This is a genomic window from Devosia beringensis (genome assembly GCF_014926585.1).
Lineage (GTDB): Bacteria > Pseudomonadota > Alphaproteobacteria > Rhizobiales > Devosiaceae > Devosia > Devosia beringensis.
In genome coordinates this window covers 2,565,508-2,590,576 of record NZ_CP045422.1, presented here as the reverse complement: position 1 = coordinate 2,590,576, position 25,069 = coordinate 2,565,508, and the positions used below count along the sequence as shown (strand labels likewise).

Sequence of the window (25,069 nt, the reverse complement as noted above, 5' to 3'; positions counted from 1 at the left end):
TCCCGGAGCCGTCCGATGCAGTTCGCACCCCTCCTTGCCCTTGGCCTGCTGTTCGGCCTCGCCGCGCCGGCCACGGCCCAGACCGCCACCGGTGAGTGGACCCATGCCTTCAATATGCAGGCGGACCCGAAGTATCCGGCCGACTACACCCATTTCGACTATGTCAATGTTGATGCCCCCAAGACGGGCATGGTGCGCCTGGGCGATCAGGGCGGCTTTGATACCTTCAACCCCATCCTGCCCAAGGGCGAGCCGGCCGGCGGGCTGGGTCTGGTCTACGAAACCCTGCTGACCCCCTCGATGGATGAGGTCAATTCCTATTACGGCCTGATCGCGCAGAGTCTGAAGATCGCCGACGATTACGGTGCCGTCAGCTTCCGCGTCGACCCGGCGGCCAAATGGCAGGATGGCGAACCCGTCACCGCCGAGGATGTCGTCTGGTCCTTCGAGACTGCCATCGCGCTCAATCCCAACCAGGCCCAGTATTACAAGAACGTCACCAGCGCCGAAGTCACCGCGCCGGGCGAGGTGACCTTCTCCTTTGATCAGACCGGCAACCGCGAGCTGCCGCTGATCCTGGGCCAGCTCATGGTGCTGCCCCAACACTGGTGGGAGGGTACCGACGCCAGCGGCAAGCAGCGCGATATCGGCCAGTCGACGCTCGAAGCCCCGATGGGCTCAGGTCCTTACCAGCTGGCCAGTTTTGATGCCGGCCGCACCATCACCTATCAGCGCGATCCCGACTATTGGGGCATCAACCACCCCACCCGTATCGGCACCAACAATTTCGACAAATATGAATATGAGTACTTCCTCGATACCACCGTGCAGTTCGAGGCCTTCAAGGGCGACCAGTTCGACTGGTGGATCGAGGCCCAGGCACGCCGCTGGGCTACCGGATTTGATTTCCCCGCCGTCGCCGATGGCCGCGTCATCAAGGAACTTTTCCCCCAGGACTATGCCGATAACGGCCTCATGGTCGGCTTCATCCCCAATATGCGCCACGACAAGTTCAAGGACGAGCGCGTGCGCCGGGCCCTCAACTATGCCTTCAATTTCGAGGAGCTGAGCGACACCCTGTTCTTTGGCCAGTACAAGCGCATCGACAGCTATTTCTATGGCCTGCCCTTTGCCTCGAGCGGCCTGCCCCAGGGCGAGGAGCTCGAGATCCTGACCGCGCTCAAGGATCAGGTTCCAGCCTCCGTCTTCACCGAACCCTATGTCAATCCGGTGGCCGGCGACTCCGGCAAGCTGCGTGAAAACCTGCGCCAGGCGCTGACCCTCTTCAACGAGGCCGGCTATACGCTCGAAGGCACCCAGCTGGTCGATGCCCAGGGCAATCCCTTCACCTTCGAAATCCTGCTCAACGGCCCTACCCTCGAGCCAGTCGCCGCCAATCTGGTGGCCAATCTGGCGCTGATCGGCGTGCAGGTAAGCCTGCGCTCGGTCGACAGCCCGCAATATATCAACCGGCTGCGGGGGCATGATTACGACGTCATCTATAGCGGCTGGGTGCAGTCCTTCTCGCTGGGCAACGAGCAGCGCTATTACTTTGGCTCGGGCAGCGTCGATGAGGAGGGCAGCCAGAACTATGCCGGCATCGCCGATCCGGCCATCGATGCGCTGATCGACCAGATCATCGTCGCCGATGATCGCGACACCCAGGTGGCCGCCAGCATGGCGCTCGACCGCGTGCTGCTGCATCACCACTATATGGTCCCGGGCTATACACTGCGCGAATTGCGCGTCGCCCATTGGGATCGCTTCAGCCATCCCGAGCCGCTGCCCGAATTCTCCTCGGGCTTCCCTACCATCTGGTGGTATGACGAGGCCAAGGCCGCCAAGACCGGCGGCGCGCGCTAACCGCGCCCCTCAAGAGGCGCCTCCCCCCTTCGAGGGGGAGGTTGGTAGAGGTTTCAGGTAACCCGAGACCGGAGTTCGTCAGTCCGGCTTGCGCGCCACCAGGTCGATCACCGCCGACAGCCCCGCATGGGCAGTCCCCTCGGTCAGCTCGGTGTCATAGCTTTCAAGGCTGATGATCTGGAGCCCGGCAAACTGCTCCCGCAGCAGCGCCTCGGTATACATGTTCTCGACCTGCGACGGCCCGCCGGTGCCATGCGCCAGCTGCTCGGGACGATAGCCCTGCAGCAGCAGCAAGCCGCCCGGGGTCAGCGTCTGCACCATGCCGGCAAACATGGCCGCGCGCAGCGCCGGCGCGGCGAACTGGATGAAGATAGCCGCCACCACGTCGAACTGCGCCACCGGCCAGTCATAACCGGCAATGTCGAGGCAATGGGTGGTCAGGCGAACGCCCCGCTTTCGGGCCAGCTCATTGGCCTTGATCAGCCCCACCGGCGAGGCATCGATGGAGAGCACGTCAAGCCCCTGCTCGGCCAGGAACACGCCATTGCGCCCCTCGCCATCGGCCACGGCCAGCGCCGTTCGATAGCCCTGGAGGCGCCCGGCATTGGCCGCCAGAAAGGCATTGGGGCCTTCCCCGAACACGTAGTCGGCCCGGTCGTAGCGCTCATCCCAGAAGCTCATGCTTTCCCCCTGCCGGCTGGATACCGCCGGCGTTGTACCCGTCTCGCTGTGCCTGTCATCGCCTCCAGGCCCGTTTCAGCAGCGTAACCTTTTCCTGCCGGCCAACGAACGAGTCTTTGCAATCTGCCTTTCGAAGGGACCCGTGTCATGTCGTCTCATCCCGTCCGCCGCGCCAGCTTTGGCCTGCTGCTCGCCCTGTGCAGCGCCATCCCGGCCTTTGCCCAGTCGCACCCCGCCGTCGTGGTTGAGCTCTTCACCAGCCAGGGCTGCTCCTCCTGCCCACCCGCCAATGCCAATCTGATCGCCCTCAGCGAGCGGTCCGACCTGCTCGTCCTCAGCTTTGCCGTCACCTATTGGGACCGGCTGGGCTGGAAGGACACCTTCGGCAAGCCCGAATTCACCGATCGCCAGGTGGTCTATGAGCCTGCCCTCGACCAGTTCGGCCCCTATACGCCGCAAATGGTGGTCAATGGCGCAACCACCGCCGTTGGCAATCGCCTCGCCGAGGTCGATGCCCTGATCGCCCAGGCCAGCCCGTTGGCGGGCCCCTCCATTGATCTCGTCAGCGATGGCTTGGAGATCGGCGCTGGCGTCGCCCCGGCAGCTGGCGCCGATATCTGGCGCGTCAGCTACGACCCGCACAGGGTGGAGGTCCCGGTCGGCCGCGGCGAAAATGCCAATCGCACGCTGGCCCACACCCATGTCGTGCACGATCTCCAACATCTGGGCAGCTGGACCGGCGCGGCCATGCGCCTGGCGCTATCGGCGCCGCCATCGGGCCTGCACACTGCCATCCTGATCCAGCAGCGTCAGGGGGGCCCGATCCTGGCCGCCGTCACCGATTGAGGGCTGCTGCCCTCAATAGTCCTGTTCGTAATAGACGCCCAGGCTGGATTCACCATCCTGCCCGGCCGAACCGGTGACCTTGAGGTCATTGGTGACATCAAGGTTGATCGTCACCTTGCTCTGTCCGCCGGCGCCGGCCTGCACGCCCAGATAGACATTATCCTGCAGATAGGCGCCCGCCTGCACCGCCACATTGCCCGAGCTGTCGGTGACGATATCGAGATCGTCCAGCCCGGCAGCGCCGCGCAGATTGTCCACCAGCCCGTTGCCACCGCCGCCGCCGACCAGTTCGGCTGCGGCGGCAGCCAGCTTGGCCAGCTGCAGCGGCGACAGTTGGCTGATCGAACGGTTGAAGATCAACCGGCTCAAGACTTCGTCCTGCGGCAACTGCGGGGTCGAACTGAAGCTCACATCGATGTCGGAGGCCCGGCCCGAGACTGTCACGAACACCGTGATATCCTCGCCCTCGGTGCGCGCCACCAGGTTCAGCACCGGATCGAGATCGCCCACCAGCGTCACGGTGCCGCTCTCGAACGTCACCCGCTGTCCCAGAATTGCCAGCCGGCCGCGCGTCAGCTCGAAAGCTCCCACGGGCTGGATGTCGCCAATCGGCCCGGTAATGCGCACCGAGCCGTCCACTTCCGCATCGAGCCCGCGGCCGCGGATGAAGATCTGGTTGGGTGCGTTGACATTAATGTCGAGCAGCACGCCCGAAGGGCGCGACTGCGGAATCGGCGCGCCGCTGCGGTCGTCGATCCTGGCGCGGACCAGCGTCTGCTCGACCGCTGGCGGAATATTGACATGGTCGACCTCGATCAGCGCGGCGCCGCCGCCCAGATTTTCCGGCACCGTGATATTGGCCTCTTCCACCAGCACATCGCCGCTCAGCAGCGGCGAGCCGGTGAGATTGCCGGTCAGCGCCAGATTGCCCGAGGCGGTCGCGACAAAGAGATTGCCATCGGCATAGCGCGCCGAGTTGAGGGCGACCCGTATATCGGCCGGGAAGCCACCAGACAGGCCCACCGAGCCCGAGGCCGAGACCGACCCGCCGGTGGCCAGGCTCGACGACAGGCTGTCGATGACCAGGCGCTCGCCATTCAGGCTGGCCGTGCCGGTAATGGCCTCCAGTCGCAGGTTCAGCTCCGGATCGACATAGCTCGCCCCGCTGGTAGCCACGCGCCCGCCAAACCGCGGTGCGCTGAGGCTGCCGCTGACCTGGGCATCCAGCGTCACCACGCCGGCCAGCTGGCCGCCGCGCTCGGCCACGAAACGATTGGCTAGCGCCAGTGGCGCCGAGCCCTGCACATTGACGGCCAGGCCACTGCCGCTCAGTGGCACGGTACCGGAGCCGCTCAGCGTGAGGCCGCCCGCGCCATTGGCGCTCAGCGACGCCAGCGTCACCATACCATTGGCAAAGTTGCCTTGCGTGCTCAGGCTGAGCGGGGCAATGCCATACTCGGCAATTGCCGTCGCGTTGATGCCCTCGGCCTGCGCGGTAAAACTCACCTGCGGATCACTGCTCGACCCGCTGACCCGCGCCTGCCCGTTGACGGTGCCGGCCAGTCCCAGATCGGGGGCTACGGCATTGGCAATTGAGAGCGGCAGGGCAGCGATGTCGAGCACGATGTCGATCGTCTCGCCAGCCGAACCGCTGGCGGTGATCGAGCCGGAGCCGACATCGAAGCGGACGGCATCGAGTCGTACATCCGCGCCGGCCACTTCCAGCACGGTCGGCTGCGCCAGCCGCGCCGTGAGGTCGCCCTGCGCCAGTTCCGCCCGGTCCAGCGCCAGCCGATAGCCGGCCTCGATCGGCGTCAATGAGCCCGCCAGGTCGACATCTGTACCTGTCGCCAGCGCGGCCTGGGCGTCAAAGCTCGTGGTTTCGCCCGCTTGTGTGGCCCGCGCATTCAGCGTGTCGATATCGACGCCGGCGGCCGAAACCGCGCTGGCATTGATCGCGCCATTCACCTGCGGCACACCAAACAGATCGGCTATGTCGGCGTTGATATCGGCGGCACCCACACGGATGTCGTTGACGGCCAGCGCCTGCACGTCGCCGCGAACGCTGGCGCTCTGTTCGGCGCCATCCGGCGCTAGCGTGATCTCGGCATTGACTGCGCCCGAGGCGTCCAGCAACGCCAGCGCCGCCGCCACCGACACATCCGGCGAGACGACGCTGAGCCCGCCATCGACCAGCCCGGTCACCACCGTCCGCGTCAGCCCGCCGCTGATCCGCGTGCCCGCGGCCTGAAAATCGATATTGTCCAGCGCCTGCATGGCCGGCGTCACGTTGAGATCGGCCCCCAGCGTGGTGGCAAAGCCGTCCAGCGCGCCGCCGCCGCTGATCGTGCCGGTCAGCGTATCGGTGGCATATTGCCCGGCAAAGCGCAGCGCCCCATCGCGCAAGGCGCGCCCGGCCAACTGGCCACTCGGCACGCTGGCATCGAGCTTGAGCGCAATCACGCTATCGGCGCCCTTGGCCGTGCCCACCACTTTGAGCGGACCACTGGCCTGTGGTGACAGCAGCGCCAGGTCGACAAGGTCGAGGTTGAAGGCAAAGTCTGCCAGCGTGCTCGAATAGGTGCCGTCGGCAAGCAACTGCACCTGGTCATTGGCAATGCGGAACTGCTCGGCCGTCAGCCCGGCGGTGTTGCGCGCCACCCGGCCCGACAGGGTCACTTCACCTGCCAGCAAGCCATCGGCAATCTCGTCATCAATGGTCATGTCGCGCCCGGTGCCGTCCAGCGTCAGGTCGAACCCGCCCGTCAGCGGTTTGACCGTTCCCTTGGCCGCCAGCGTCATGCCGCCCGACAGTGTGCGTCCGGCCAGCCCGGAAAACGGCGCAATGCTGGTGGTTTCCAGCCCGATATCGCCGCTGAAATCAAAGCCATCGAGCTGCCCAGACAGCGCCGCCGTCAGCGCCGCGCCGACCACGCGCAACTGCGCCAGCTCTATCGGTTGCCCCGCCTTGTAGACACCGGCGAGGCCGATGCCGATCTCGTCGCCCAGCGCCGCTTCGGTCGCCTCATCGGCGGTAATCCCGCTCAGCGTGCCATCGCCATTGAAGGTCACCATGCGCGCCGCCGGATCGTCCAGTGCCGAGGCCACCCCGTTCACCGCCAGCGCCACCGCCTCTGCGCCCAGGCCCGGCTGGGCAAAGTCGGTGATGTTGAGATTGGCGCGCCAGTCCTGCGCCGCAGCGCTGTCTGCTGCCCCGCCATAGTCCACGCTCAGCTGCGCCGAATCCACCTGCGTCGCCGCGCCCGCCACCGGCAGCGTCACCGCGCCACCGGCCGGATCGCTAACCACGGCGTTCAGCGTCAGCTCGCGCAGGAAATTGTCACTGGTCGTTTCGGCCGCGGCCTCGAGCTGGAGCTGCCCGCCGCTGAGGCTGAGCCCGCTGATCGACACCCCGCCACCATTGCGCAGCAGGGCCTGGGCGCTCAGCGCCGTCTCGGTGCCAAAGAACGGCCGATAGACCTCCGCCAGCAGCGTCGATAGCGGCCCGCGCAGGTCCGCATCCACGGCAAAGCCCGCCTCGGTCTGCCGCACCGTGGTCGCGCCGCTCAGCGCCACCTGGCCATTGGCCTGCAATTCCAGTGTCGTCTGCAGGTCCGCCACCGGCCCGGCGCCCGCCAGAGTCAGGCTCACTGCCGGTTTTCCCTCGATATTGAGCAGGTTGGCAATTACCCCGTCGGCAGGCTCCACCAGCGCCAGACGCATGTCGATGCTGTTCTCCCCACCCTTATAGGCCAAGTCGAGATCGAGCGTGCCGCCCGGCCCGTCCAGCCGGACAATATCCAGGTTGGTATCGAGATTGCCGCTGTCGAGCGTAAAGGCGCCGGCCAGCGAGACTTCCGAGCCCAGCCCGAAAACAGTTTCGCCGAAGGTGACCCTGGGAACATTGAGTTCCTGCAGCACGATGGCCACGGGAAATTCGGGGATCGCAAAGCTGCCCGCCTCCGCCGGCGGCAGGTCGAGCTGGTCATTGGGTACCGCATTGCGGACATAGTCGATGCTCTCGGCCGTCAGCGACCGCACCTCGAGCCGACCCAGGAGCAGCGCGCCCTGGTTCCAGTTCAACTGGGCATTGTTGACCCGCAGCCAGACGCCCTCGGCGTCCGAAATGGTGATCTCGCGCACCGAGACATTCGAGCCGAGCGCCCCGTCGATATTGGACAGCCGGATCTGCCGCTCCGGCGTCGACAGCCGGTCCTGCACGAAGCTGGTCAGCCAGCCCTTTTGCTCGTCCTCGCTCATGGAGAGAACGTCCTGCGCCACCAGGGTGGCCGGCACGCCAAAACCGGCCAGCAGCAGCAGTATGATCCAGAAACGCCGCATCAGAAGGCCTGCCCGATGCCGACATAGACGGCATAATTGGCGTCGCCCGGCTTCTTGTTGAGAGGAATGGCCACGTCGAGCCGCAAGGGCCCCAGCCCGGTATAGTAGCGCAGGCCGGCGCCCGCGCCAATGCGCAGGTCCTCAAGGCCCGGGAACACGTCGGCGGCGACATAGCCCCCATCGACGAAGCCGACGACGCCAATGGTATCGGTCACCTTGACCCGCGCTTCGAGCGAACCTTCCAGCACATAGCGACCACCGGTGACCACGCCGCTGCCGTCATTGACGCCGATCGACTTGAAACCATAGCCGCGCACCGAGCCGCCGCCGCCGGCAAAGAACAGCTTGTCCGGCGAGATTTCCGCCAGCGCCGGCCCGACCACGGCGCCGGCCTTGATGCGGCCGGCCAGCACGAAGGGATCGCTTTCGCCAAAGCCGAAATAGGTGCGGCCCTCGACCTCGATCTTGCCGCCCGGATTGGCAAACTGGAATTCGTAGAATGGCTCGACCCGCGCCTGCGCATACCAGCCGCTGGTGGCGTCCACCTTGTCATCGCGGAAATCCAGCGTCGCCGCGCCATAGAGCCCGGCCGTGGTGAAGTCGCGCGTGCCGAAGGCGTCGTCGAACCGGCTCCGCTCGAGGCTCACGCCGCCCTCGATGGTGATCTCGTCGGTATAGAAATGCGTCAGCCCCAGCCGGCCCTCTGCCGAGGTTTCCGTATAGGTGGGATAGACCGTCCGCTCGGCCGACAGCACCGCCACCAGGTCGGTATCGGGCGTGAACATGCCCGGCTTGGTGAAGGTGCCGCCGAAGAAATAGTCGAACTGCGCCGTATCCACCGGATAGGCAATGCTGGCTATCCGCGCATCCAGCCGCAGCCGCTCGGCCTGGCCGAACAGGTTGCGCCACAGGTGGAAGGCCTCCAGCCCCAGCCCGTCAATGCTTGAATAATTGGCGCCCACGCCAAACCGCGCGCCGGGCAGTTCCTGCACGATCAGATTATAGGGTAGCAGGCCGTCGCTGCCGATCGATTCGGCCGCTTCCAGCCGCGCCGAGCGGAACACTTCGAGCCGGTCCAGCCGCTTTTGCGCCCGTTCCACTTCATCGGGATCGAACGCCTCGCCGGTCAGCCCGGCCTGCCTTTGCACAAAGTCAGGGTCCATGCGCTCGGTACCACTGACGCTGACCGCGCCAAACGAAGCCTGGCGGCCCGGATTGACCGTGATGGTGACGTCCACCGTCGAGCTGGCATGGTCGGCCACCACGTCGCGGCTGGCGATCACCGCCTTGGCAAAACCCTGCTGCCGCCAGGCTTCGAGCGCCAAGGCCTCTGCTCTGGTGATGACGCCAGAGCGGGCGGTTTCGCCGGCACCAAAGCCCCGGCTGGCAGGCGGCTCGACATAGTCGAACGGATCGCTGGTCTCGGGCGCCTGGTTGATGATGTTGACGCTATTGAAGCTGAACAGCGGACCGGGATCGACGCTGAGCACCACATCGACCGGATCGGGCAGTTCCACATCCGGCGCCAAGCGCGCCGCTTCCTGGCCGCCGACACGAATGCTGACCACGCCACCATAGTAGCCTTCGCCATAAAGCGCCGCGACAATGCGCTTGTAGTCGCCGCGTGCCTTGGCCAGCAAGCCCGCCGCGCCCGAGGCCGGTTCGGCTTCATCGGCCACCAGCGCCGAGGCAGTGCGTACCACGCTTTCGAGATCGCCCGCGCCATTGACCGCCACGGTCACGCCATAGGGCTGCGGATCGGCAATCACCGCCGCCGCATCCACCGCGTCGGGGTCTTCAAACAGTTTCAAACCAAAGATCTCAAATGCGGCAACAGGTGCGGTGGCCATGCCCAGACCGGCGGCCGCCACGCACAGGGCGCAAAAACTCAATACATGTCGCGCTTTATGCAGTGAACCAATCCCGCCCATTACGCTTCAACCAGTGCGGCAGAAGCCGACATTGCCATATCGGGCGACAACTTTGTGTTAAGCAAGCTGCGCGCACACCAAACAGACCGCCCGCCTCTTCTAGCGATCGGGCAATAGTTTACCGCGAGCCCCTGCCATCGCACAAGCGCTGAGGCCGCTTGGGGAAAAATGTGATCTGGCTTTGCGGGTGGATAGCCGGGCAGCGCCCGGTTGACGGCCCCGGCCTTGCCGGTCCACCTTGCGGTTCTGCCGTTTTCTCCAGGACCTTGCCATGTATCAGCTGCTTGATCCCAGCCGCTTCGTCACCTTCATCACCGGCGCCACCTCCGGCTTTGGCGAGGCGGCCGCGCGCCGCTATGTCGCCGCTGGCGGCAAGGTCATCGCCACCGGCCGCCGCTGGAATCGCCTGGTCGATCTGCAGATCGATCTGGGTCCCGAGAACTGCCACATCATCGCGCTCGACGTGCAGGACCGGGCTGCCATCGACACAGCCATTGCCGACCTGCCCGCCCCCTTTGCCGGCATAAATATCGTGCTCGCCAATGCCGGCCTGGCGCTGGGCCTGCAGCCGGCCGCCGAAACCGACATCACCGACTGGGAGACCATGATATCAACCAATATCACGGGCCTCACCTATACCGTGCGCGCCTTGCTGCCCGGCCTGATCGCCCGCGGCGGCGGCCACATCGTCACCCTCGGTTCGGTAGCCGGCGACTATCCCTATCCGGGCGGCTCGGTCTACGGCGCCACCAAGGCCTTCGTGAAGCAGTTCGCCCTCAACCTGCGCTCGGACGTACAGGGCAAGAATGTCCGCGTCACCAATATCGAGCCGGGCCTGACCGAAACTGAATTCTCGCTGGTCCGCTTCAAGGGCGACGGGGACAAGGCGGCCAAGCCCTATGCCGGCACCAAGGCGATGAATGCCGAGGACATTGCCGAAACCATCTTCTGGAGCACCACGCTCCCGGCCCATGTCAACGTCAACCGCCTCCAGGTCATGGCCACCACCCAGGCCTTCGGCCCCTTCGATATCTATCGCGAGGGCTGAACCATGCGCGTCGTCTCGCTCAATGCCTGGGCGGGACGCCTGCATGCCGAGATCATGGACTATCTCGCCACGGTCGATGCAGACGTGCTGTGCCTGCAGGAGGTTTCGCGCACGCCCGGCGCCCGCACCGACTGGTTGACCTATCGCGAGCCGGGTCTCGACCTGCCGCAGCGCGCCAACTTCTTCGACGAGGTCGCCGCTTTGCTGCCGGGCCATGACGGCCTCTTTGCCCCCACCGCCACCGGCCCGCTCTACGATGGCGATACCGCCATAGCCTCCCAGTTCGGCCTCGCCACCTTTATCCGCAAATCCCTGCCGGTGACCGCCCATTCCGTTGATTTCGTGCACGGCCACTATAGTTCGGACGGCTGGGGTGCCCATCCGCGTGCCCGCAATGCCCATGTCCTGCGCTTGCTCGATCCCGCCGGCATCCCGCTGACCATCGCCCACATGCATGGCCTGCGCGACACCACCGCCGGCAAAGGCGACACGCCCGCCCGCCTTGCCCAGGCCAAGGCGCTGACCGCCCTCATCCGCCGCGTTTGGCCCGGCAATGAACGCCTCGTCACCTGCGGCGATTTCAACGTCCTGCCCGACAGCATGACCTTTGCCACGCTCGGCCAACTCGGCCTCAGCGATCTGGTCACCACGGGCGACCACACCGATACCCGCACCAGCCACTACACCAAGCCCGGCCGCTTCGCCGATTACCTGCTGGTCACCCCCGACGTCACGGTCAATAGCTTCGACGTCGTCGCCCGGCCCGAAGTCTCCGACCACCGGGCCTTGCTGCTCGATCTGGTCTAAAGCCCCAGAAACCGCGCCGTATCGGGATCAACTGGCACGCCGTTATGCTCCCGTTGCGCCAGCGTCTCCCATTCCCGGTCACCCGGCGCCATGACTCGCTCCGCGCCCTCCCGCACCGGCGCAGCGCGCAGGCTGGCCAGGTAGCGTGTGATCATCATGCCGAACATGTCGCGGCCGATGAACTTGTCCGGATCCACCACCAGCACGAAATGGCCCATATTGCGCGGTGTCGAAATATCCCCGCCCGGCCCGCCATACATGGGGATGAAATCGCCATCCAGCGTCGTCCCGGTCAGCAGCGCCGAAAACAGCGTCGCCACCCCGGCCAGGGCCGCGCCCTTATAGCCATAGTCGGCCCCGCCCAGCGGCAGCAGCATCTCGGCCTTATGCGGATCGGTGGTTTCCACCCCATGCGCATCGGCCGCCACGCCCTCCGGCAGGTCCAGTCCCAGCGAGCGATGCAGCAGCACCCGGTTCATCGGGATCGACGAGGTCGCCATGTCCATCAGCCAGGGCCGGCTATCGGGCACCGGCGCGGCGAAGGCCAGCGGATTGGTGCCATGGAACCGCGCCGCGCCATCAAACAGCGCCACCATGGAATCGGTATTGGTGGTGGCAAAGGTGATGAAGCCCGCTTCCGCCCCGGCCAGCGCATAGGCGCCCGCCGCCCCCAGATGGGATGACTGGTGGATCCCCACCGCGCCGACGCCGGCTTCGCGCGCCAGCTCTATGCCGACCTCGACCGCTCTATAGGCCGCGAAATGCCCCAGCCCGTCATCGCCATGCACCATGGCGCTGCCGGCGGCCCGCTTGTCGACCACCAGCTGCGGATCCCTGTTGAGCCGCCCGCCCGCCAGCATCTGGCAATAATGCTCGGTCAACCGCACGCCATGGCTGTCCACCCCCACCAGCGAGGCATGCAGCATCGCCCTTGTGGCCGCCGCCAGCGAGCCCTCGCTGGCGCCCGCGCCCCGCAAGGCTGCGGCAACCCGCTGCTCCAGCAGCGCTGCCGGATACATCTGCGCGCCTGTCTCGATCGCCATGCCTGCACTCCTGTCCTTTGGCCCTTCCATACCAGAATCCCGGCGCCCTGCCTGCGTCAGATGGGCCGTGGCCAAATTTTCCACTGGCACTTGCCCTTGAGCCGATTATGCTATTGCCAACCCTGAGGCTTTTCATGACCGCCATCGACGCCACCACGCATGACCTCTGGCAGGTGATCGCCGCCACCGACGAGATCCAGCCCGGCCTGATCGAGACCACTTTGCTGCTCGACACCAAACTCGCCATCACCCGCGATGCCGAGGGCCTGCCCGTCGTCTGGCGCCGCACCAGCGAGCAGCGGGGCGACGAGATCGACGCCGAGACCATCACCGACCGCCTGCCGGTCATCACCGGCTATGGCTATATCTGGACCAGCTTCGGCAACCCGCCGGCCACGCTCTTTCCCATTCCCGAATATGCCGAACCCGACCGCAAGAACATGAGCTGCGGCTCCATCGGCATTCACGTCTCCGCCCCGCGCGCCGTGGAAAACTTCCTCGACATGGGCCACTTCCCCTATGTCCATACCGACATCCTCGGCGCCGAACCGCATACCGAGGTCAAGGAATATGACGTCGAGGTCTCCGAGGAACGCGACGAGGTGCTGGCCACCAAGTGCAAGTTCTTCCAGCCCAAGGCGGCGCTCTCGGCCACCGAGGGCATGGATGTCGAATATGTCTATCGCGTGCCCCATCCCTTCTGCTCGGTGCTCTACAAATCCTCGCCCGAGGCCCCCGAGCGCCGCGACGTCATCGCCATATTCCTCCAGCCCATGACCGAGGAAAGCTGCCGCGCCCATCTGCTGCAGTCGATGATCGACTCCACCTCCACCGTCACCGACCTGCGCCGCTTCCAGCAGACCATTTTCGGCCAGGACAAACCCATCCTCGAAAACCAGTATCCCAAGCGGCTGCCGCTTGATCCGCGGGCCGAAACCCCGATCCGCGCCGACAAATCCGCCATCGCCTATCGCCGCTGGCTCAGCCAGAAGGGCATCACCTATGGCACCATTCCCATGGCGAGCTGACGCCATGCAGCGTGCCCCGTACGCCAGGGCGCGCCGATACCGACCTCATCCGATCGTGGCGCGATCCCTTACATCTCGGATGACCCCATGACGCTCTCCCTGACCGACCCCGCCTGGTACCCCATCGCGTCCAGCGACGATCTGCCCTTCCGCCACGTCTATCAGGGCCAGCTGCTCGGCCGCGAATTGGCCGTCTGGCGCGCCGATGACGGCAATGTCAATGTCTGGGAGAATCGCTGCCTGCATCGTGGCGTGCGCCTCTCGATCGGCGTCAACGAGGGCGCCGAGCTCAAATGCCAGTATCATGGCTGGCGCTATGCCAACCGCTCCGCCGGCTGCACCTATATTCCGGCCCATCCCGCCGACGCCCCGGCCCGCCGCATCGAGAACCGCACCTATCCCGCGCACGAGGCCTTTGGCCTGGTCTGGTCCGCTGCCACCAGCGACCGGGCCTTCGCCCCCTTTCCCGGCGCCGAAACGGCCGACGACTGGTTTGCCTTGCGCCCCATGCCGGTCAATGCCGCGCCCGAAGCGGTCATCGCTGCCCTTGGCCGCCTCGCCCCCGATGACCAGCCGGCCCAGATCCTGCCCGGCCTCGCCATCCGCCTCGGCACCACGCTCTATTTCGTCCAGCCCGTCGATGCCGGCCGCGCCGTCATCCGGGGCCTGCTGCCCGGCCAGCCGGACGACGCGAGCCTCGCCCTGCGGCACCACAACGAGGCGCTGACCAAGCTGCGGGACCGGCTCGAACGCGCCGCTGTCCGTCAGCCCGCACCCGCGCCGCTGCAGCCTGCCTTCGACAAGGTCTCGGCCGAGCTTTCCACCATGCCCGATATCGCCATTCCGCGCGGCACCACAATGCCGGTGGTGGTCAAGCGCAAATGGACCAGCGCCGACGGCGTGGTGGGCTTTGAGCTGGCCGATCGCGATGGCCGCCACCTGCCCACCTTCCAGCCCGGCGCCCATATCGACGTCCATCTGCCCAACGGCCTCATCCGGCAATATTCCATCACCAATGGCCCCGGCGACCTGCTGAGCTATGTCATTGCCGTCAAGCAGGAGAGCGCCAGCAAGGGCGGCAGCCAGATCCTGGTCGATACCGTGCGCGAAGGCGATGTGCTGGCCATTTCCGAGCCGCGCAACAATTTCCCGCTGCGCCGCGACGCCATCCGCACCGTGCTGATTGCCGGCGGCATCGGCATCACGCCTTTGCTCTCCATGGCCCGCTTCCTCGACAAGTCGGACCTGAACTATGAGCTGCATTACTTCACCCGGGCCGGCGAACAGGTCGCCTTCCGTTCCGAGCTCGAGGCCCTGCACGGCAAGGTAGTGCTGCATACCGGCCTGCCGCGCAGCGAGATCGGCAGCACCATCGCCACGGCTCTGGGGCCCTGGTCCTTTGCCCAGCATGTCTATGTCTGCGGGCCGAGCGCCATGCTCGAAAGTGTCCGCGCCACCGCCGCCGCGCAGAACTGGCCGGATGCATCCATACATTTCGAATATTTCAAGAACGACAAGCCCATCGACGATACCTCGTCCTTTGACGTCGAACTCGCCCGCTCGGCCATGACCCTGCATGTCCCCGCCGGCAAGACCATTCTCGAGGTGATGCGCGAGGCCGGCCTCACCGTCCCCTCCTCCTGCGAACAGGGCGCCTGCGGCACCTGCCTGACCGGCGTGCTGGAAGGCGAATGCGACCATCAGGACGTCTATCTCAACGACAGCGAAAAACGCGCCAACACTGCCATGATGACCTGCGTCTCCCGCGCCAAGAGCGCGCGCCTCGTGCTGGATATCTGATCATGACCATCACCCTGCACGACTTCGAGCTCTCCGGTAATTGCTACAAGCTGCGGCTGCTGATGAGCATTCTCAAGCTGCGCTATGACATCGTGCCGGTCGATTTCTATCCCGGCCGCCAGCACAAGTCCGACGCCTTCCTGCGGCTCAATCCCTTCGGCCAGCTTCCCGTGCTGCAGGACGATGAGCTGACCCTCTCCGATTCCGGCGCCATCCTGGCCTACCTGGCCACCAGGTATGATCCGACCGGTCTCTGGTTTCCCACCGATCCGGCCATCCTGGCCCAAGTACTGCGCTGGCACGCCGTGGCCGATGACATCACCGCCACCAGCTCGGCTGCCCGCCTGGCGCTGGGCTTTTTCTACGATGTCGATCTGCCCAAGGCCCAGGCCGGCGCCCATGCCATCTTCCGCCTGATGGACGAGCATCTCTGGTTCGGCGAGCGCGAAGGCCGCGACTGGCTCTGCACGCCCGCCCATCCCACCACCGCCGACATTGCCTGCTTTCCCTATGTCATGCTGAGCGAAGAGGGCGGCATTGGGCGCCAGGATTATCCGGCCCTCCGCCGCTGGACCGACCGCGTCCGCCGCGTGCCCGGCTTCGTCGTCATGTCCGGCATCTTCCCCGCCGGCAAGGCGCTGCAGCAGGCATGATCCAGACCCGGGATGCCAGCGCGCGCCAGATAAAATCGGGGTGCGGCGGCTAGCCCCGCGCCGCCAATCCCGCTATTGCCTTGGGCAAAATCGAGGAGTCTTTGCATGATTATCGAACCCAAGATCCGCGGCTTCATCTGCACCACGGCCCATCCCACCGGCTGCTCCACCAATGTGCAGCGCCAGATCGACCATGTCGTGGTCAAGGGCCCCATCGCCTCGGAGCGCAAGCGCGTCCTCGTGCTGGGCTGCTCGACCGGCTATGGCCTGGCCTCGCGCATCGTCAATACATTTGGCAGCCATGCCGATACGGTCGGCGTCTCCTTCGAGCGGCCGCCCGCCGAAGGCAAGACCGCCAGCGCCGGCTGGTACAATAACCGCGCCTTTGAAAACCGCGCTATCGCCGCCGGCCGCAAGGCCGTCACCATCGAGGGCGATGCCTTTTCCGATGCCGTCAAGGCCGAAGCCATAGCGGCCATCAAGGCCAATCTCGGCCAGGTCGATCTCATCGTCTATTCGGTCGCCTCCCCGGTCCGCACCGATCCGAGCGACGGCGTCACCTATCGCTCTTCCATCAAGCCCTATGGCGCCCAGGTCACCTCCAAGACGCTCAATACCGCTACCGGCGAAGTCTCGGAAATCACCGTCGAGCCCGCCACCGAGGAGGAGGCTGCCGCCACCGTCAAGGTCATGGGCGGCGAGGATTGGGAACTCTGGATCAAGGCGCTGGCCGAGGCCGGCGTGCTGGCCGAGGGCTTCCAGTCGCTCAACTATACCTATCTGGGCAGCGAGCTGACCTGGCCGATCTACCACAATGGCACTTTGGGCCGCGCCAAGGCCGATCTCGACCGTGCCGCCGCCGCCATCCGCGCCGCCCATGGCGACCACGCCGCCCATGTCGTCGCCCTCAAGGCCGTCGTCACCCAGGCCAGCTCGGCCATTCCCGTCGTGCCGCTCTATGGCACCCTGCTGATCAAGGTCATGGACGAAATGGGCATTGGCGAGGGCACGATCGAGCAGATCGATCGCCTTTTCCGCGTCAAGCTGCAGGGCGAGATCGCGCTCGACAGCGACCACCGCGTCCGCGTCGATGATTGGGAACTGTCCGACACCGTGCAGGCCGAGCTCAAGACGCGCTGGGCCGCGCTCACCACCGAGACTCTGCCCAGTCTGGCCGACCTGCCCAAGCACCGCGCCGAATTCCTCAAGCTCTTCGGCTTTGGCCTGGGCGGCGTCGACTACAGCGCCGATGTCGATCCGCAGGTCGTCAACTGACACCAAATTCCGGGGCGCCTCTGGCGCCCCTTTTTTGGTCTGGGCAAAATTCTCCGTGCCCCGCCTGCATGCCCCCCAAGCATTTGACGCCCCTTGGCAGTCACCTTGAGCCCATGCCAACCTTTGCCCGAACAGGGGAATGATGCATGCCGCAAATGCTGATCTGGGTGCAGCTTTTCATGGTGGCCATGCCAACGCTCTGGCTGGTGCTAGGCGCCCTCGAAAACATTCGCGCCCCCGCGGCCAATGGCACCATGGTGGCCGACGTTCTGGCCATGCGCGGCATGCGAGACGAATTCCCCCATCTCTACGCCGACCTCGGCCGCAATCGCATCGAATCGCCGCGTCTGCATCGCTGGATCTTTGCCGCCATTGTCATCAGCGAGACCCTGATCGCCCTGGTCATGCTGACGGGCACCATCGCCTTGCTCCTTGCCGCGCTGGGTGCCGTCGATCTCGAACTCGCCCGCATCCTGGCCAGCATCGGCATGCTCGGCTTCACCCTGATCTGGTCAGCCTTCCTGGTGGGCGGCCAGTGGGTACACTACTGGGCCGGCGCCGAAGGCGCCCAGCATACCCATTTTCTGCTGACCATCTGGGGCAGCACCGTGCTTGGCCTGCTGGTGCTCTGAGCGCTAATAGCGCACGCCGCGTTTGGCGATGATCTCAGCGATCCGCTCGACATCCTCGGCCTGCAGGAAGCGGCCGCGCTCCATCAGTTCGAGCGTATATTCCGCATAGGTGAGGCCGATTTTCTCGGCTCGTCGCGCCCGCATCATGGCGATCTCATAGGGCACTTCGTCAAAGGCTTCGCGCTTGGCCTTCTTCCATTCAAAGTAATTGCCGACCTTGCCCTCGCCCCAGGGGCGCCCGGAATCGTCGAGCGGCGGACCACCATTGTCGCCAGGTCTGCGCATCTTCACTCTGCATTCTCCGCTGCCGGCGGATAGAGATGTTCTCCGCCCTGCCAGTCGCGCACTACAAACTGCCCGTCACTGCCCGCAATGCTCGCCGCGCCGATATCGGCCTTGCCATGCCCGCCGGGAATATCGAGCACATAGGTGGGCTGGGCCAGCCCCGAGATGCGGCCACGCAGCGCCCCCACCAGCGCCTGGCCCTCTTCGATGCTGAGCCGGAAATGACCGGTCCCCGGCGCCAGGTCCGGATGGTGCAGATAATAGGGCTGCACCCGGTTCTCGACAAAGGCCCGCATCAGCGCCGCCAGCGTCTCGACGTCGTCATTGATCCCGCGCAGCAGCACCGACTGGCTGACCAGCGCAATGCCGGCATCGGCCATCCGTGCCATGGCCGCGCGCGACGCGTCGGTAAACTCGCGCGGATGATTGGCATGCACGGCCAGATACGTCGTCTTGCCGCTCGCCTTGAGCGCCGCGATCATGTCGGCATCCACCCGCCCGGGCTCCACCACCGGCACCCGCGTGTGAAAACGCACGACCTTGACGTGATCGATGCCCGCCAGACGCGCCATCATCTCGCTCAGCCGCCGCGGCGACAGCACCAGCGGATCCCCGCCGGTCAGGATCACTTCCCAAATCTCGCTATGCGCGGCGATATAGCTGACCGCGACATCCATCTGCTCGGGCGTCAGCGTCCCCAGCCCGGCCGGCCCCACCATTTCGCGGCGGAAGCAGAAGCGGCAATAGACCGGGCAGACATGCACCGCCTTGAGCAGCACCCGGTCGGGATAGCGATGCACGATCCCCTCGACCGGCGAATGGCTCAGGTCCCCGATCGGATCGGCCCGCTCGTCCGGCGTGGTCACCAGCTCGGCCGCGCTCGGCACGAACTGCTTGGCGATCGGATCATCGGCATCGCCGGCATTGATCAGCGCCACCACATCGGGCGTGATCGCCACGGCATATTTCGCCGCCACGGCCTCAACCCCGCCGGCCTCACTCACCAGGCCTGCCTCGACCAGGCCTGCCACCGACTTGATCGCCCGCTGCCCGCTCATTGGGCCACCGGCGCCCAAAGCACCGCCTCGATTTTCGGCGCTGCCGTCGCCAGCATGACCAGCCGGTCAAAGCCAAGCGCGACGCCGCTGGCCGCCGGCATCAGTGCCAGCGCCGCCAGAAAATCCTCGTCGATCGGATATGTCTCGCCATAGAGCCGCGCCTTCTCGTCCATCTCGGCAGTGAACCGCCGCCGCTGCTCATCCGCATCGGTCAGTTCACCAAAGCCATTGGCCAGTTCGACGCCGCAGGCATAGAGCTCGAACCGCTCGCTGACCCTTCTGTCGTCGCCTGCCCGCCGCGCCAAAGCCGCCTCGGCCGCTGGATAGCGGTCGAGCACGGTGATCCGCCCCAGCCCCAGCTGCGGCTCGACCTTGTCGGTCAGGATCAGGCTGAACAGATAGCTCCAGCTGATATCGTCCGGCACATCCATGCCCAGAGCCGCCATCTGCGCTGCCAGCTTCTCGCCATCGGTCCGGCCGTCCGCATCCATGCTGGCAAACAGGTCGATCCCGGCATGCCGCAGGAACGCCTCGGCCACGCTCAGCCGTTCCGGCGCGGCAAACGGATCGCAGCTGCGCTCCCGATAGATCAGCGCCGCCACCCCGGTCGTCGTCGCCGCTAGCCGCAGCAGCGCCACGCAGTCGGCGATCACCGCGTCATAGGGTTCCCCCGCCCGATACCATTCGAGCATGGTGAACTCAGGATGGTGCAGCGCGCTGCGTTCGCGATTGCGCCAGACATGGCCGAGGCTCGCGATCCGCATCTCCCCGGCCGCCAGCAGCTTCTTCATGCTGAATTCGGGCGAGGTATGCAGGTACATTGCCTGCCCCACCCCGTCATTGCCGATCATGGTCGTTCCGAAGGCATGCAGATGCGTCTCGTTGCCCGGCGAGCGCTGCAGCCCCGGCGGGTCGACCAGCAAAAAATCCGCTGCCGCCAGATAGGTCCGCACCGCCGCCTCGATGCGGTTGCGCGCCAGCAGGATCGGCCGCCGGTCGGCATGCACGCCCGGGGTCCACCACGGCGAGGCTGGCAAGGGATCGGATGCGCTCATGAGACCTTTATGACACCAAGGCTGGAGATTTGCGCCGAGATAGGGTAGTTGGCGCACGAAAGCTTATTTCCGCGCGCGGACGGCCCTGCCTCTACGACGCGCATTGGTTACGAACAAGGAAGAATAATGGTCAAGGTCATCGCCTCTTCGCTGCGCAAGGGCAATGTGGTCGAGCAGGACGGCGCGCTGCATGTCGTGCTGACGGCGGAAAACGTCCACCCCGGCAAAGGCAACTCCATCACCAACGTCAACATGCGCCGCATTTCCGATGGCGTGAAGGTCGTCGGCCGCTGGCGCACCGTCGAGATGGTCGAAAAGGCCGATGTCGATGACCGCGAATATGACTATCTCTATTCCGATGGCGAGGGCCATCACTTCATGGAGCCCTCGAGCTTCGAGCAGATCACCGTCCATGACGACGTGATCGGCGACCAGAAGGCCTATCTGACCGATGGCATGAAGGTTCACCTCAAGACCTTCGAGGGCAATGCCCTCTCGATGGAACTGCCCCAGCGCGTCACCGTCGAGATCGCCGAGACCGAGCCGGTGGTCAAGGGCCAGACGGCCTCCTCCTCCTACAAGCCCGCTCTGCTCACCAATGGCCTCAAATGCATGGTCCCGCCCCATATCGGCGCCGGCATCCGCATCGTCATCAATACCGAAGACAATTCCTACGTCGAGCGCGCCAAGGACTGATGGAGCGGAGCCTGACCCGGCGAAGGCCGGGGCGCGCAGGGCCGAGGTGATCCTCACGCACGATGCCGATCTACCTCCACGCGCACCAAAAAAAACGGGCCCCATCGGGGCCCGTTCTCATTTCTCGTCCAGCTGTCCGGCCGCTGCATTCCAGTGTGCCTCGGCCCGGTCAACCGGCGTGCCCTCGGCCAGCCAGCGGTCATAGGCCATGTGGCGCTGATGGATATGCTTGGCCCGCAACCAGTAGTCGATAGCCCGGCCCTCGGGCCGGCCATCCTGCTCCCACAGGAAATAGGCCGTGCGACGCATCGCCTCGGCCAGCTCGGAATTCTTGTGCATGATGCCAGTTCCCAAGGGATCGGGCGCGACCGTGTGAGCCGCGCCCGAAACGACCCTTAGGCCGCCTTCTGGTTCACCGCGCTGGTGGCCAGCTGGCTCAGCGTCTGGTCGGTGGCCACTTCTTCCTGGAGCGTGGCCTCGAGCAGGGTCACCGCTTCCTTCATGCCCAGCTCGTTGGCCCAGGTCTTGAGCGTGCCATAGCGGGCAATTTCATAGTGCTCGACAGCCTGGGCTGCGGCGACCAGGCCGGCATCGAGGGCGATCGTGCCCTTGTACTCGTCCATGATCGACTTGCCTTCCTCGAGAATGCCGAGGATGGCGTCGCAGGTCTTGCCGCGGGCCGGCTTGCCCAGCAGTTCAAAGATCTGCTCGAGGCGTTCGATCTGGCCTTCGGTTTCCACCTGGTGCTTTTCAAAGCCGGCCTTGAGCTCGGCCGACTGGGCTGCCTTGGCCATCTTGGGCAGCGCCTTCACGATCTGGCGTTCGGCATAATAGATGTCCTTGAGCGTATCGAGGAACAGGTCGTCGAGAGTCTTTTCGGCAGCCATTTGCTGTCTCCATGCGTGGTAATTGAGGACGCTGGCCAAACAACGTAGTAACATGCTGACGGTTCCCGACAATTGATCCACGGGGCACGTTGTACCGTACCGTACCTGTTGCCCCCACTCGTGCCTCTCTTCAGATCGGCCGCCGCATGACAGCAGCTCTTTATCCCGCCGATTTCTACCAGAACCGGCGCGGCCACACCGCCCATGCCGCCAGCCGCCTGCTGGCTGCCCTGCCTGCAGGCCTGCCCCGCGCCAGCATTGCCGATCTCGGCTGCGGCACCGGCACCTGGCTTGCCGCCGCCTTGGCCAGCGGCTCGCGTACGGCCCTGGGCGTCGAAGGCGCCTGGGTCACGCAGGCCATGCTCGACGATCCGCGCATCGACTTTGTCGCCCACGATCTGGAACAGCCCTTTGCCGGCCCCCGCGTCGACCTGGCCCTGTCACTGGAAGTCGCCGAACATCTCTCGCCAGCCCGCGCCGACAGCTTCGTCGCCGATCTGGTGGCACTAGCCCCTGCCGTGCTGTTCAGCGCCGCCATTCCCGGCCAGGGCGGCGTTGGCCACATCAATGAGCAGTGGCAGAGCTGGTGGGCCGCCCATTTCGCCGCCCACGGCTACACGGCGCATGACCTCATTCGCACCGCAATATGGGCCGACGACGCCATCCCCGCCTGGTACCGCCAGAACGCGGTGCTCTATCTGGACGCCGCCACCACGACAGCCCTGGGCCTTACCCCCACCGACCCGGCTCTGCTCGACACCGTCCACCCCGCCTTCTGGTCCCGCGCCAACCGCGAACTGGCTTTTGCCAATGCCCTGCCGGAATCCGAAGTGCTCCGGCGCCAGGCCGAGGCGGCCCAGCAGCAGTAGCGGGTCCTACCGTGCCGCCCAGAGCAGGCCGCGCCGCAGGATTTCGCGTACCGGCCCGCCCGCCAACTCGTCGGCCGTGTGGCCAAGCGAGGAATAGAACACCCTGCCGCGATCATGCATGGTGGTGAACACCACCGGCATCACCACTTCCTTGCGCCAGGGGTGGAATTCCCCCGAAAACGTGGTTGTCGCTAGCACATCCACCGCCGGGTCATAGTTCAGGTAATACTGCTCAGACGTATGCTCGAAGCTCTCGATCCCCGCCATGATCGGGTGTTCGGCCTGCGCAACGTCGACCCGATAGGTGATGATATTGCCCGGATGCTGCACCCAGTAGCAGCTGGCCGCATAGCGGAACGGCACGCTGGCGCGAAAGCTGGTCGCCAGCCCCATGTGATAGCCGGCCAGCCCGGTCCCCGCGCGCACCGCCGCGATCAGCCGGTCCATCTTTTCCGGCGCCAGCTCGCCCGCCGTGATCACCGGCACGACAAGGTCATGGCTGCCGACATCCTCGGCCCCCAGCGCGTCATAGTCGGGCGTCACCGTGACGGCAAAGCCCTCCGCCTCGAGCAGGTCGCGCACCACCTGGGCGCCGCGCTCGGGCGTGTGCAATTCCATCCCGCCCCAGACCACCAGCGCTTTCTTGCCTGTCATGCTCACAATCCCAGCCCCACTGCCTGCGTCCGATGCACCCCCTTGGGCACAAAGGCAAAGTCGCTCTCGATGCCCAACAGCTTGGCCGCCAGATGCACCACGCTCAGCCACATTTCGGTGCCCTGGAGGCTCGGCTCCTGTCCGTCGGCAAAGGCAAAGCCCGCCCCGTCCCGCCAGCGCTCCTCTGCCCGCGCAATCACCGCCCGGGCAATGGCTTCGGCTTCCGCGCGCCTATGGTCAGTCTGCTGCAGGCACAGCCAGAGCGGATGCACCGTGTCGAGTAGGTTGCACGCCGTATAGGTCGGCCCGGAAAACCCGCCATAATTGCGGTAGTTTGCCAGCATGGTGTCGATCGCCCGCTCCGCCTGCGGCACCGGCAGGCCGAACTGGGCATAGGTGCCGCGCGTGAGCCGGTAAAAGCCATTGACCGGCTGCAGCAATCCCTCGGCTGCGGTCGGCGCGCCCCACAATCCGGTGGCCCGATCCTGGTTCAGTGCCAACCAGCCCAGAAGCGTCTCGCGGGCCCGACCGGTCGAAAAATACCGCGCATTGAAATAAAGCGCCGTGCCGATGGCATCCACCGCCGCGCCGGCGCCCCAGGCCCGCTCGCGCCAGCTCAGGCTTTCCAGCCACGCGCATAGCACCGGCGCGTCCAGCTCCACTGCCGCAATGGGGTGCAGCGGCTGGCCGCCCAGCAGCTCGAGGACATAGCCTACCGAGAGCACATTATAGAGCGCCAGCCCGTCATCGCGCAGCGCCTGCCCCGGCGCCAGCGGCCGATGCGGATCGGGAAACAGCCCCGTGGCCTTGTCCTGCAGCCCCTGCAGTTCGGCCCGCGTCGCCGCGACATCGATCCCTTCGGGCAACGCGCCGAAACCGGCGGCAATCTCGATGGCGTCATTCCGGTGCCGCAGGCTGGGCCGGCTTTGCCCATCGGCCTCGATCGACACATAGACGCCATTCACGCGGTGATTGGCCAGCACCTGCGACCACTGCGCCGCCGCCCGCGCCCCCAGTCGTTCCAGCTGCGCCAAGCTATCGCGCTTGGCCGATTGCCCGCGATAGCGCACGATTCTTGCCGGCACGCCGCCGACAATGGCCAGCGGCGGCACATCCTTGCTCACCACCGCCCCCGCCGCAATCACGGCGCCCTTGCCCACCGTTACCCCGTCGAGCACTACCGCATTGGCCCCGATCCACACATCGTCTTCGATGGTAATGCCCAGGCTCTCATGCTTTTGCGTATGGATCGGTACATCGGGATCATCGAACCCATGGTTGAACCCGACCAGGCTCACATGGCTGGCAATCCGCACCCCGTCGCCGCAGCGCACCTTGCCCGAGATCATCGCATAGGCATTGACCGTGCAATGGGCGCCGAATTCGACATCGCCGCGCACGAGCGCATGCCCGGCAATCCAGCTTTGCTCACCCAGCACCAGATGGCTGGTAAAGATCGCCGCTTCCGTCGCCACATAGGACCCCTGGGCAAACTGCGCGCCCGCCACCTCTTGCCAGCGCGCCAGCCGCGCCCGATGCGCCGGGCTGGCAATATCCTCCGGCGTCCGGTCCCAGGTGAGGAACTGCAACCGCGCTTCGTGCTCAGCATCTGCGGAC

22 protein-coding genes are annotated in these 25,069 nt (G+C 65.7%); 11 read left to right on the top strand and 11 right to left on the bottom strand.

Annotated elements, in window-relative coordinates:
• The first annotated feature begins 15 nt into the window (after positions 1-15).
• On the top strand, positions 16-1,863 hold the full coding sequence (locus GDR53_RS12635) for an extracellular solute-binding protein (protein WP_193334834.1): 1,848 nt from the start codon (positions 16-18) through the stop codon (positions 1,861-1,863).
• 78 nt (positions 1,864-1,941) lie between these two features.
• Here GDR53_RS12635 and GDR53_RS12630 read toward each other — a convergent pair whose 3' ends face one another.
• Positions 1,942-2,544, bottom strand: coding sequence for a class I SAM-dependent methyltransferase (locus tag GDR53_RS12630; protein WP_193334833.1), 603 nt, complete (start codon positions 2,542-2,544; stop codon positions 1,942-1,944).
• A 147-nt stretch (positions 2,545-2,691) separates the two neighbouring features.
• Between GDR53_RS12630 and GDR53_RS12625 the strand changes: the two genes are divergently transcribed.
• Positions 2,692-3,390 carry a DUF1223 domain-containing protein gene (locus tag GDR53_RS12625; protein ID WP_193334832.1) on the top strand — a complete coding sequence of 233 codons (699 nt, stop codon included), beginning with the start codon at positions 2,692-2,694 and terminating at the stop codon, positions 3,388-3,390.
• Between the two features lie 12 nt (positions 3,391-3,402).
• Here the strand turns inward: GDR53_RS12625 and GDR53_RS12620 are convergent, their stop codons facing one another.
• On the bottom strand, positions 3,403-7,731 hold the full coding sequence (locus GDR53_RS12620; protein ID WP_193334831.1) for a translocation/assembly module TamB domain-containing protein: 4,329 nt from the start codon (positions 7,729-7,731) through the stop codon (positions 3,403-3,405).
• Complete coding sequence (locus GDR53_RS12615; protein WP_232846618.1) at positions 7,731-9,542, bottom strand: autotransporter assembly complex protein TamA; 1,812 nt, start codon at positions 9,540-9,542, stop codon at positions 7,731-7,733. Before GDR53_RS12615 ends, GDR53_RS12620 begins: the two co-directional genes overlap by 1 nt.
• A 391-nt stretch (positions 9,543-9,933) precedes the next feature.
• On the opposite strand from GDR53_RS12615, the gene GDR53_RS12610 reads away from it, so the two are divergent.
• Both GDR53_RS12610 and GDR53_RS12605 read left to right on the top strand, forming a co-directional pair.
• A complete protein-coding gene (locus tag GDR53_RS12610) occupies positions 9,934-10,710 on the top strand; it encodes an SDR family NAD(P)-dependent oxidoreductase (protein ID WP_193334829.1) in 777 nt (258 codons plus the stop codon).
• A gap of 3 nt (positions 10,711-10,713) precedes the next feature.
• Entirely contained in the window at positions 10,714-11,517 is an 804-nt protein-coding gene (locus tag GDR53_RS12605) for an endonuclease/exonuclease/phosphatase family protein (protein ID WP_193334828.1), read from the top strand.
• Here GDR53_RS12605 and GDR53_RS12600 read toward each other — a convergent pair.
• Positions 11,514-12,560 (bottom strand): Ldh family oxidoreductase, encoded by a 1,047-nt coding sequence (locus tag GDR53_RS12600; protein WP_193334827.1) that lies wholly within the window; start codon positions 12,558-12,560, stop codon positions 11,514-11,516. The two genes, GDR53_RS12605 and GDR53_RS12600, sit on opposite strands and share 4 nt — an antisense overlap.
• Positions 12,561-12,694: 134 nt before the next feature.
• On the opposite strand from GDR53_RS12600, the gene GDR53_RS12595 reads away from it, so the two are divergent.
• From GDR53_RS12595 to GDR53_RS12575, 5 genes are all read left to right on the top strand, one after another.
• Positions 12,695-13,588, top strand: a complete 894-nt coding sequence (locus GDR53_RS12595; protein WP_193334826.1) for an aromatic ring-hydroxylating oxygenase subunit alpha — start codon at positions 12,695-12,697, stop codon at positions 13,586-13,588.
• 87 nt (positions 13,589-13,675) lie between these two features.
• Entirely contained in the window at positions 13,676-15,388 is a 1,713-nt protein-coding gene (locus GDR53_RS12590; protein WP_193334825.1) for a Rieske 2Fe-2S domain-containing protein, read from the top strand.
• Between the two features lie 2 nt (positions 15,389-15,390).
• Positions 15,391-16,041 (top strand): glutathione S-transferase family protein, encoded by a 651-nt coding sequence (locus GDR53_RS12585; RefSeq protein ID WP_193334824.1) that lies wholly within the window; start codon positions 15,391-15,393, stop codon positions 16,039-16,041.
• A 105-nt stretch (positions 16,042-16,146) separates the two neighbouring features.
• Positions 16,147-17,316, top strand: a complete 1,170-nt coding sequence (gene fabV / locus GDR53_RS12580; RefSeq protein ID WP_193334823.1) for an enoyl-ACP reductase FabV — start codon at positions 16,147-16,149, stop codon at positions 17,314-17,316.
• 146 nt (positions 17,317-17,462) lie between these two features.
• The gene (locus GDR53_RS12575; protein WP_193334822.1) at positions 17,463-17,948 is read left to right on the top strand and encodes a DUF2165 family protein; all 486 of its coding nucleotides are present in this window, start codon (positions 17,463-17,465) and stop codon (positions 17,946-17,948) included.
• Positions 17,949-17,951: 3 nt separating this feature from the next.
• On the opposite strand, the gene GDR53_RS12570 is transcribed toward GDR53_RS12575, so the two are convergent.
• Genes GDR53_RS12570 through epmA form a run of 3 tightly spaced genes read right to left on the bottom strand, consistent with a single transcriptional unit; the run spans position 17,952 to position 20,346 of the window.
• Entirely contained in the window at positions 17,952-18,233 is a 282-nt protein-coding gene (locus GDR53_RS12570; RefSeq protein ID WP_193338081.1) for a hypothetical protein, read from the bottom strand.
• A 2-nt stretch (positions 18,234-18,235) separates the two neighbouring features.
• Positions 18,236-19,291 carry a lysine-2,3-aminomutase-like protein gene (locus tag GDR53_RS12565; protein WP_193334821.1) on the bottom strand — a complete coding sequence of 352 codons (1,056 nt, stop codon included), beginning with the start codon at positions 19,289-19,291 and terminating at the stop codon, positions 18,236-18,238.
• Entirely contained in the window at positions 19,288-20,346 is a 1,059-nt protein-coding gene (gene epmA, locus GDR53_RS12560; protein WP_210321332.1) for an EF-P lysine aminoacylase EpmA, read from the bottom strand. The genes GDR53_RS12565 and epmA overlap by 4 nt, the downstream gene beginning before the upstream one ends.
• A gap of 126 nt (positions 20,347-20,472) precedes the next feature.
• On the opposite strand from epmA, the gene efp reads away from it, so the two are divergent.
• A complete protein-coding gene (efp, locus tag GDR53_RS12555) occupies positions 20,473-21,042 on the top strand; it encodes an elongation factor P (RefSeq protein WP_193334820.1) in 570 nt (189 codons plus the stop codon).
• A 117-nt stretch (positions 21,043-21,159) separates the two neighbouring features.
• On the opposite strand, the gene GDR53_RS12550 is transcribed toward efp, so the two are convergent.
• The gene (locus GDR53_RS12550) at positions 21,160-21,381 is read right to left on the bottom strand and encodes a DUF2934 domain-containing protein (protein ID WP_193334819.1); all 222 of its coding nucleotides are present in this window, start codon (positions 21,379-21,381) and stop codon (positions 21,160-21,162) included.
• 56 nt (positions 21,382-21,437) lie between these two features.
• Complete coding sequence (locus GDR53_RS12545) at positions 21,438-21,929, bottom strand: YciE/YciF ferroxidase family protein (protein ID WP_193334818.1); 492 nt, start codon at positions 21,927-21,929, stop codon at positions 21,438-21,440.
• 146 nt (positions 21,930-22,075) lie between these two features.
• Here GDR53_RS12545 and GDR53_RS12540 point away from each other — a divergent pair, with 146 nt between their 5' ends.
• Positions 22,076-22,798, top strand: coding sequence for a class I SAM-dependent methyltransferase (locus GDR53_RS12540; protein WP_193334817.1), 723 nt, complete (start codon positions 22,076-22,078; stop codon positions 22,796-22,798).
• Between the two features lie 6 nt (positions 22,799-22,804).
• Here GDR53_RS12540 and GDR53_RS12535 read toward each other — a convergent pair whose 3' ends face one another.
• Both GDR53_RS12535 and GDR53_RS12530 read right to left on the bottom strand, forming a co-directional pair.
• A complete protein-coding gene (locus GDR53_RS12535; protein ID WP_193334816.1) occupies positions 22,805-23,452 on the bottom strand; it encodes a ThuA domain-containing protein in 648 nt (215 codons plus the stop codon).
• A 2-nt stretch (positions 23,453-23,454) separates the two neighbouring features.
• Positions 23,455-25,041: an acyltransferase gene (locus GDR53_RS12530; RefSeq protein WP_232846617.1), complete on the bottom strand. Its 1,587-nt coding sequence runs from the start codon at positions 25,039-25,041 to the stop codon at positions 23,455-23,457.
• Positions 25,042-25,069 lie beyond the last annotated feature (28 nt).

Coding starts and splice junctions, on each gene's coding strand:
- GDR53_RS12635 (WP_193334834.1), top strand. CDS start 16: ATGCAGTTCGCACCCCTCCTTGCCCTTGGCCTGCTGTTCGGCCTCGCC.
- GDR53_RS12630 (WP_193334833.1), bottom strand. CDS start 2,544: ATGAGCTTCTGGGATGAGCGCTACGACCGGGCCGACTACGTGTTCGGG.
- GDR53_RS12625 (WP_193334832.1), top strand. CDS start 2,692: ATGTCGTCTCATCCCGTCCGCCGCGCCAGCTTTGGCCTGCTGCTCGCC.
- GDR53_RS12620 (WP_193334831.1), bottom strand. CDS start 7,731: ATGCGGCGTTTCTGGATCATACTGCTGCTGCTGGCCGGTTTTGGCGTG.
- GDR53_RS12610 (WP_193334829.1), top strand. CDS start 9,934: ATGTATCAGCTGCTTGATCCCAGCCGCTTCGTCACCTTCATCACCGGC.
- GDR53_RS12605 (WP_193334828.1), top strand. CDS start 10,714: ATGCGCGTCGTCTCGCTCAATGCCTGGGCGGGACGCCTGCATGCCGAG.
- GDR53_RS12600 (WP_193334827.1), bottom strand. CDS start 12,560: ATGGCGATCGAGACAGGCGCGCAGATGTATCCGGCAGCGCTGCTGGAG.
- GDR53_RS12595 (WP_193334826.1), top strand. CDS start 12,695: ATGACCGCCATCGACGCCACCACGCATGACCTCTGGCAGGTGATCGCC.
- GDR53_RS12590 (WP_193334825.1), top strand. CDS start 13,676: ATGACGCTCTCCCTGACCGACCCCGCCTGGTACCCCATCGCGTCCAGC.
- GDR53_RS12585 (WP_193334824.1), top strand. CDS start 15,391: ATGACCATCACCCTGCACGACTTCGAGCTCTCCGGTAATTGCTACAAG.
- fabV (WP_193334823.1), top strand. CDS start 16,147: ATGATTATCGAACCCAAGATCCGCGGCTTCATCTGCACCACGGCCCAT.
- GDR53_RS12575 (WP_193334822.1), top strand. CDS start 17,463: ATGCCGCAAATGCTGATCTGGGTGCAGCTTTTCATGGTGGCCATGCCA.
- GDR53_RS12570 (WP_193338081.1), bottom strand. CDS start 18,233: ATGCGCAGACCTGGCGACAATGGTGGTCCGCCGCTCGACGATTCCGGG.
- GDR53_RS12565 (WP_193334821.1), bottom strand. CDS start 19,291: ATGAGCGGGCAGCGGGCGATCAAGTCGGTGGCAGGCCTGGTCGAGGCA.
- epmA (WP_210321332.1), bottom strand. CDS start 20,346: ATGAGCGCATCCGATCCCTTGCCAGCCTCGCCGTGGTGGACCCCGGGC.
- efp (WP_193334820.1), top strand. CDS start 20,473: ATGGTCAAGGTCATCGCCTCTTCGCTGCGCAAGGGCAATGTGGTCGAG.
- GDR53_RS12550 (WP_193334819.1), bottom strand. CDS start 21,381: ATGCACAAGAATTCCGAGCTGGCCGAGGCGATGCGTCGCACGGCCTAT.
- GDR53_RS12545 (WP_193334818.1), bottom strand. CDS start 21,929: ATGGCTGCCGAAAAGACTCTCGACGACCTGTTCCTCGATACGCTCAAG.
- GDR53_RS12540 (WP_193334817.1), top strand. CDS start 22,076: ATGACAGCAGCTCTTTATCCCGCCGATTTCTACCAGAACCGGCGCGGC.
- GDR53_RS12535 (WP_193334816.1), bottom strand. CDS start 23,452: ATGACAGGCAAGAAAGCGCTGGTGGTCTGGGGCGGGATGGAATTGCAC.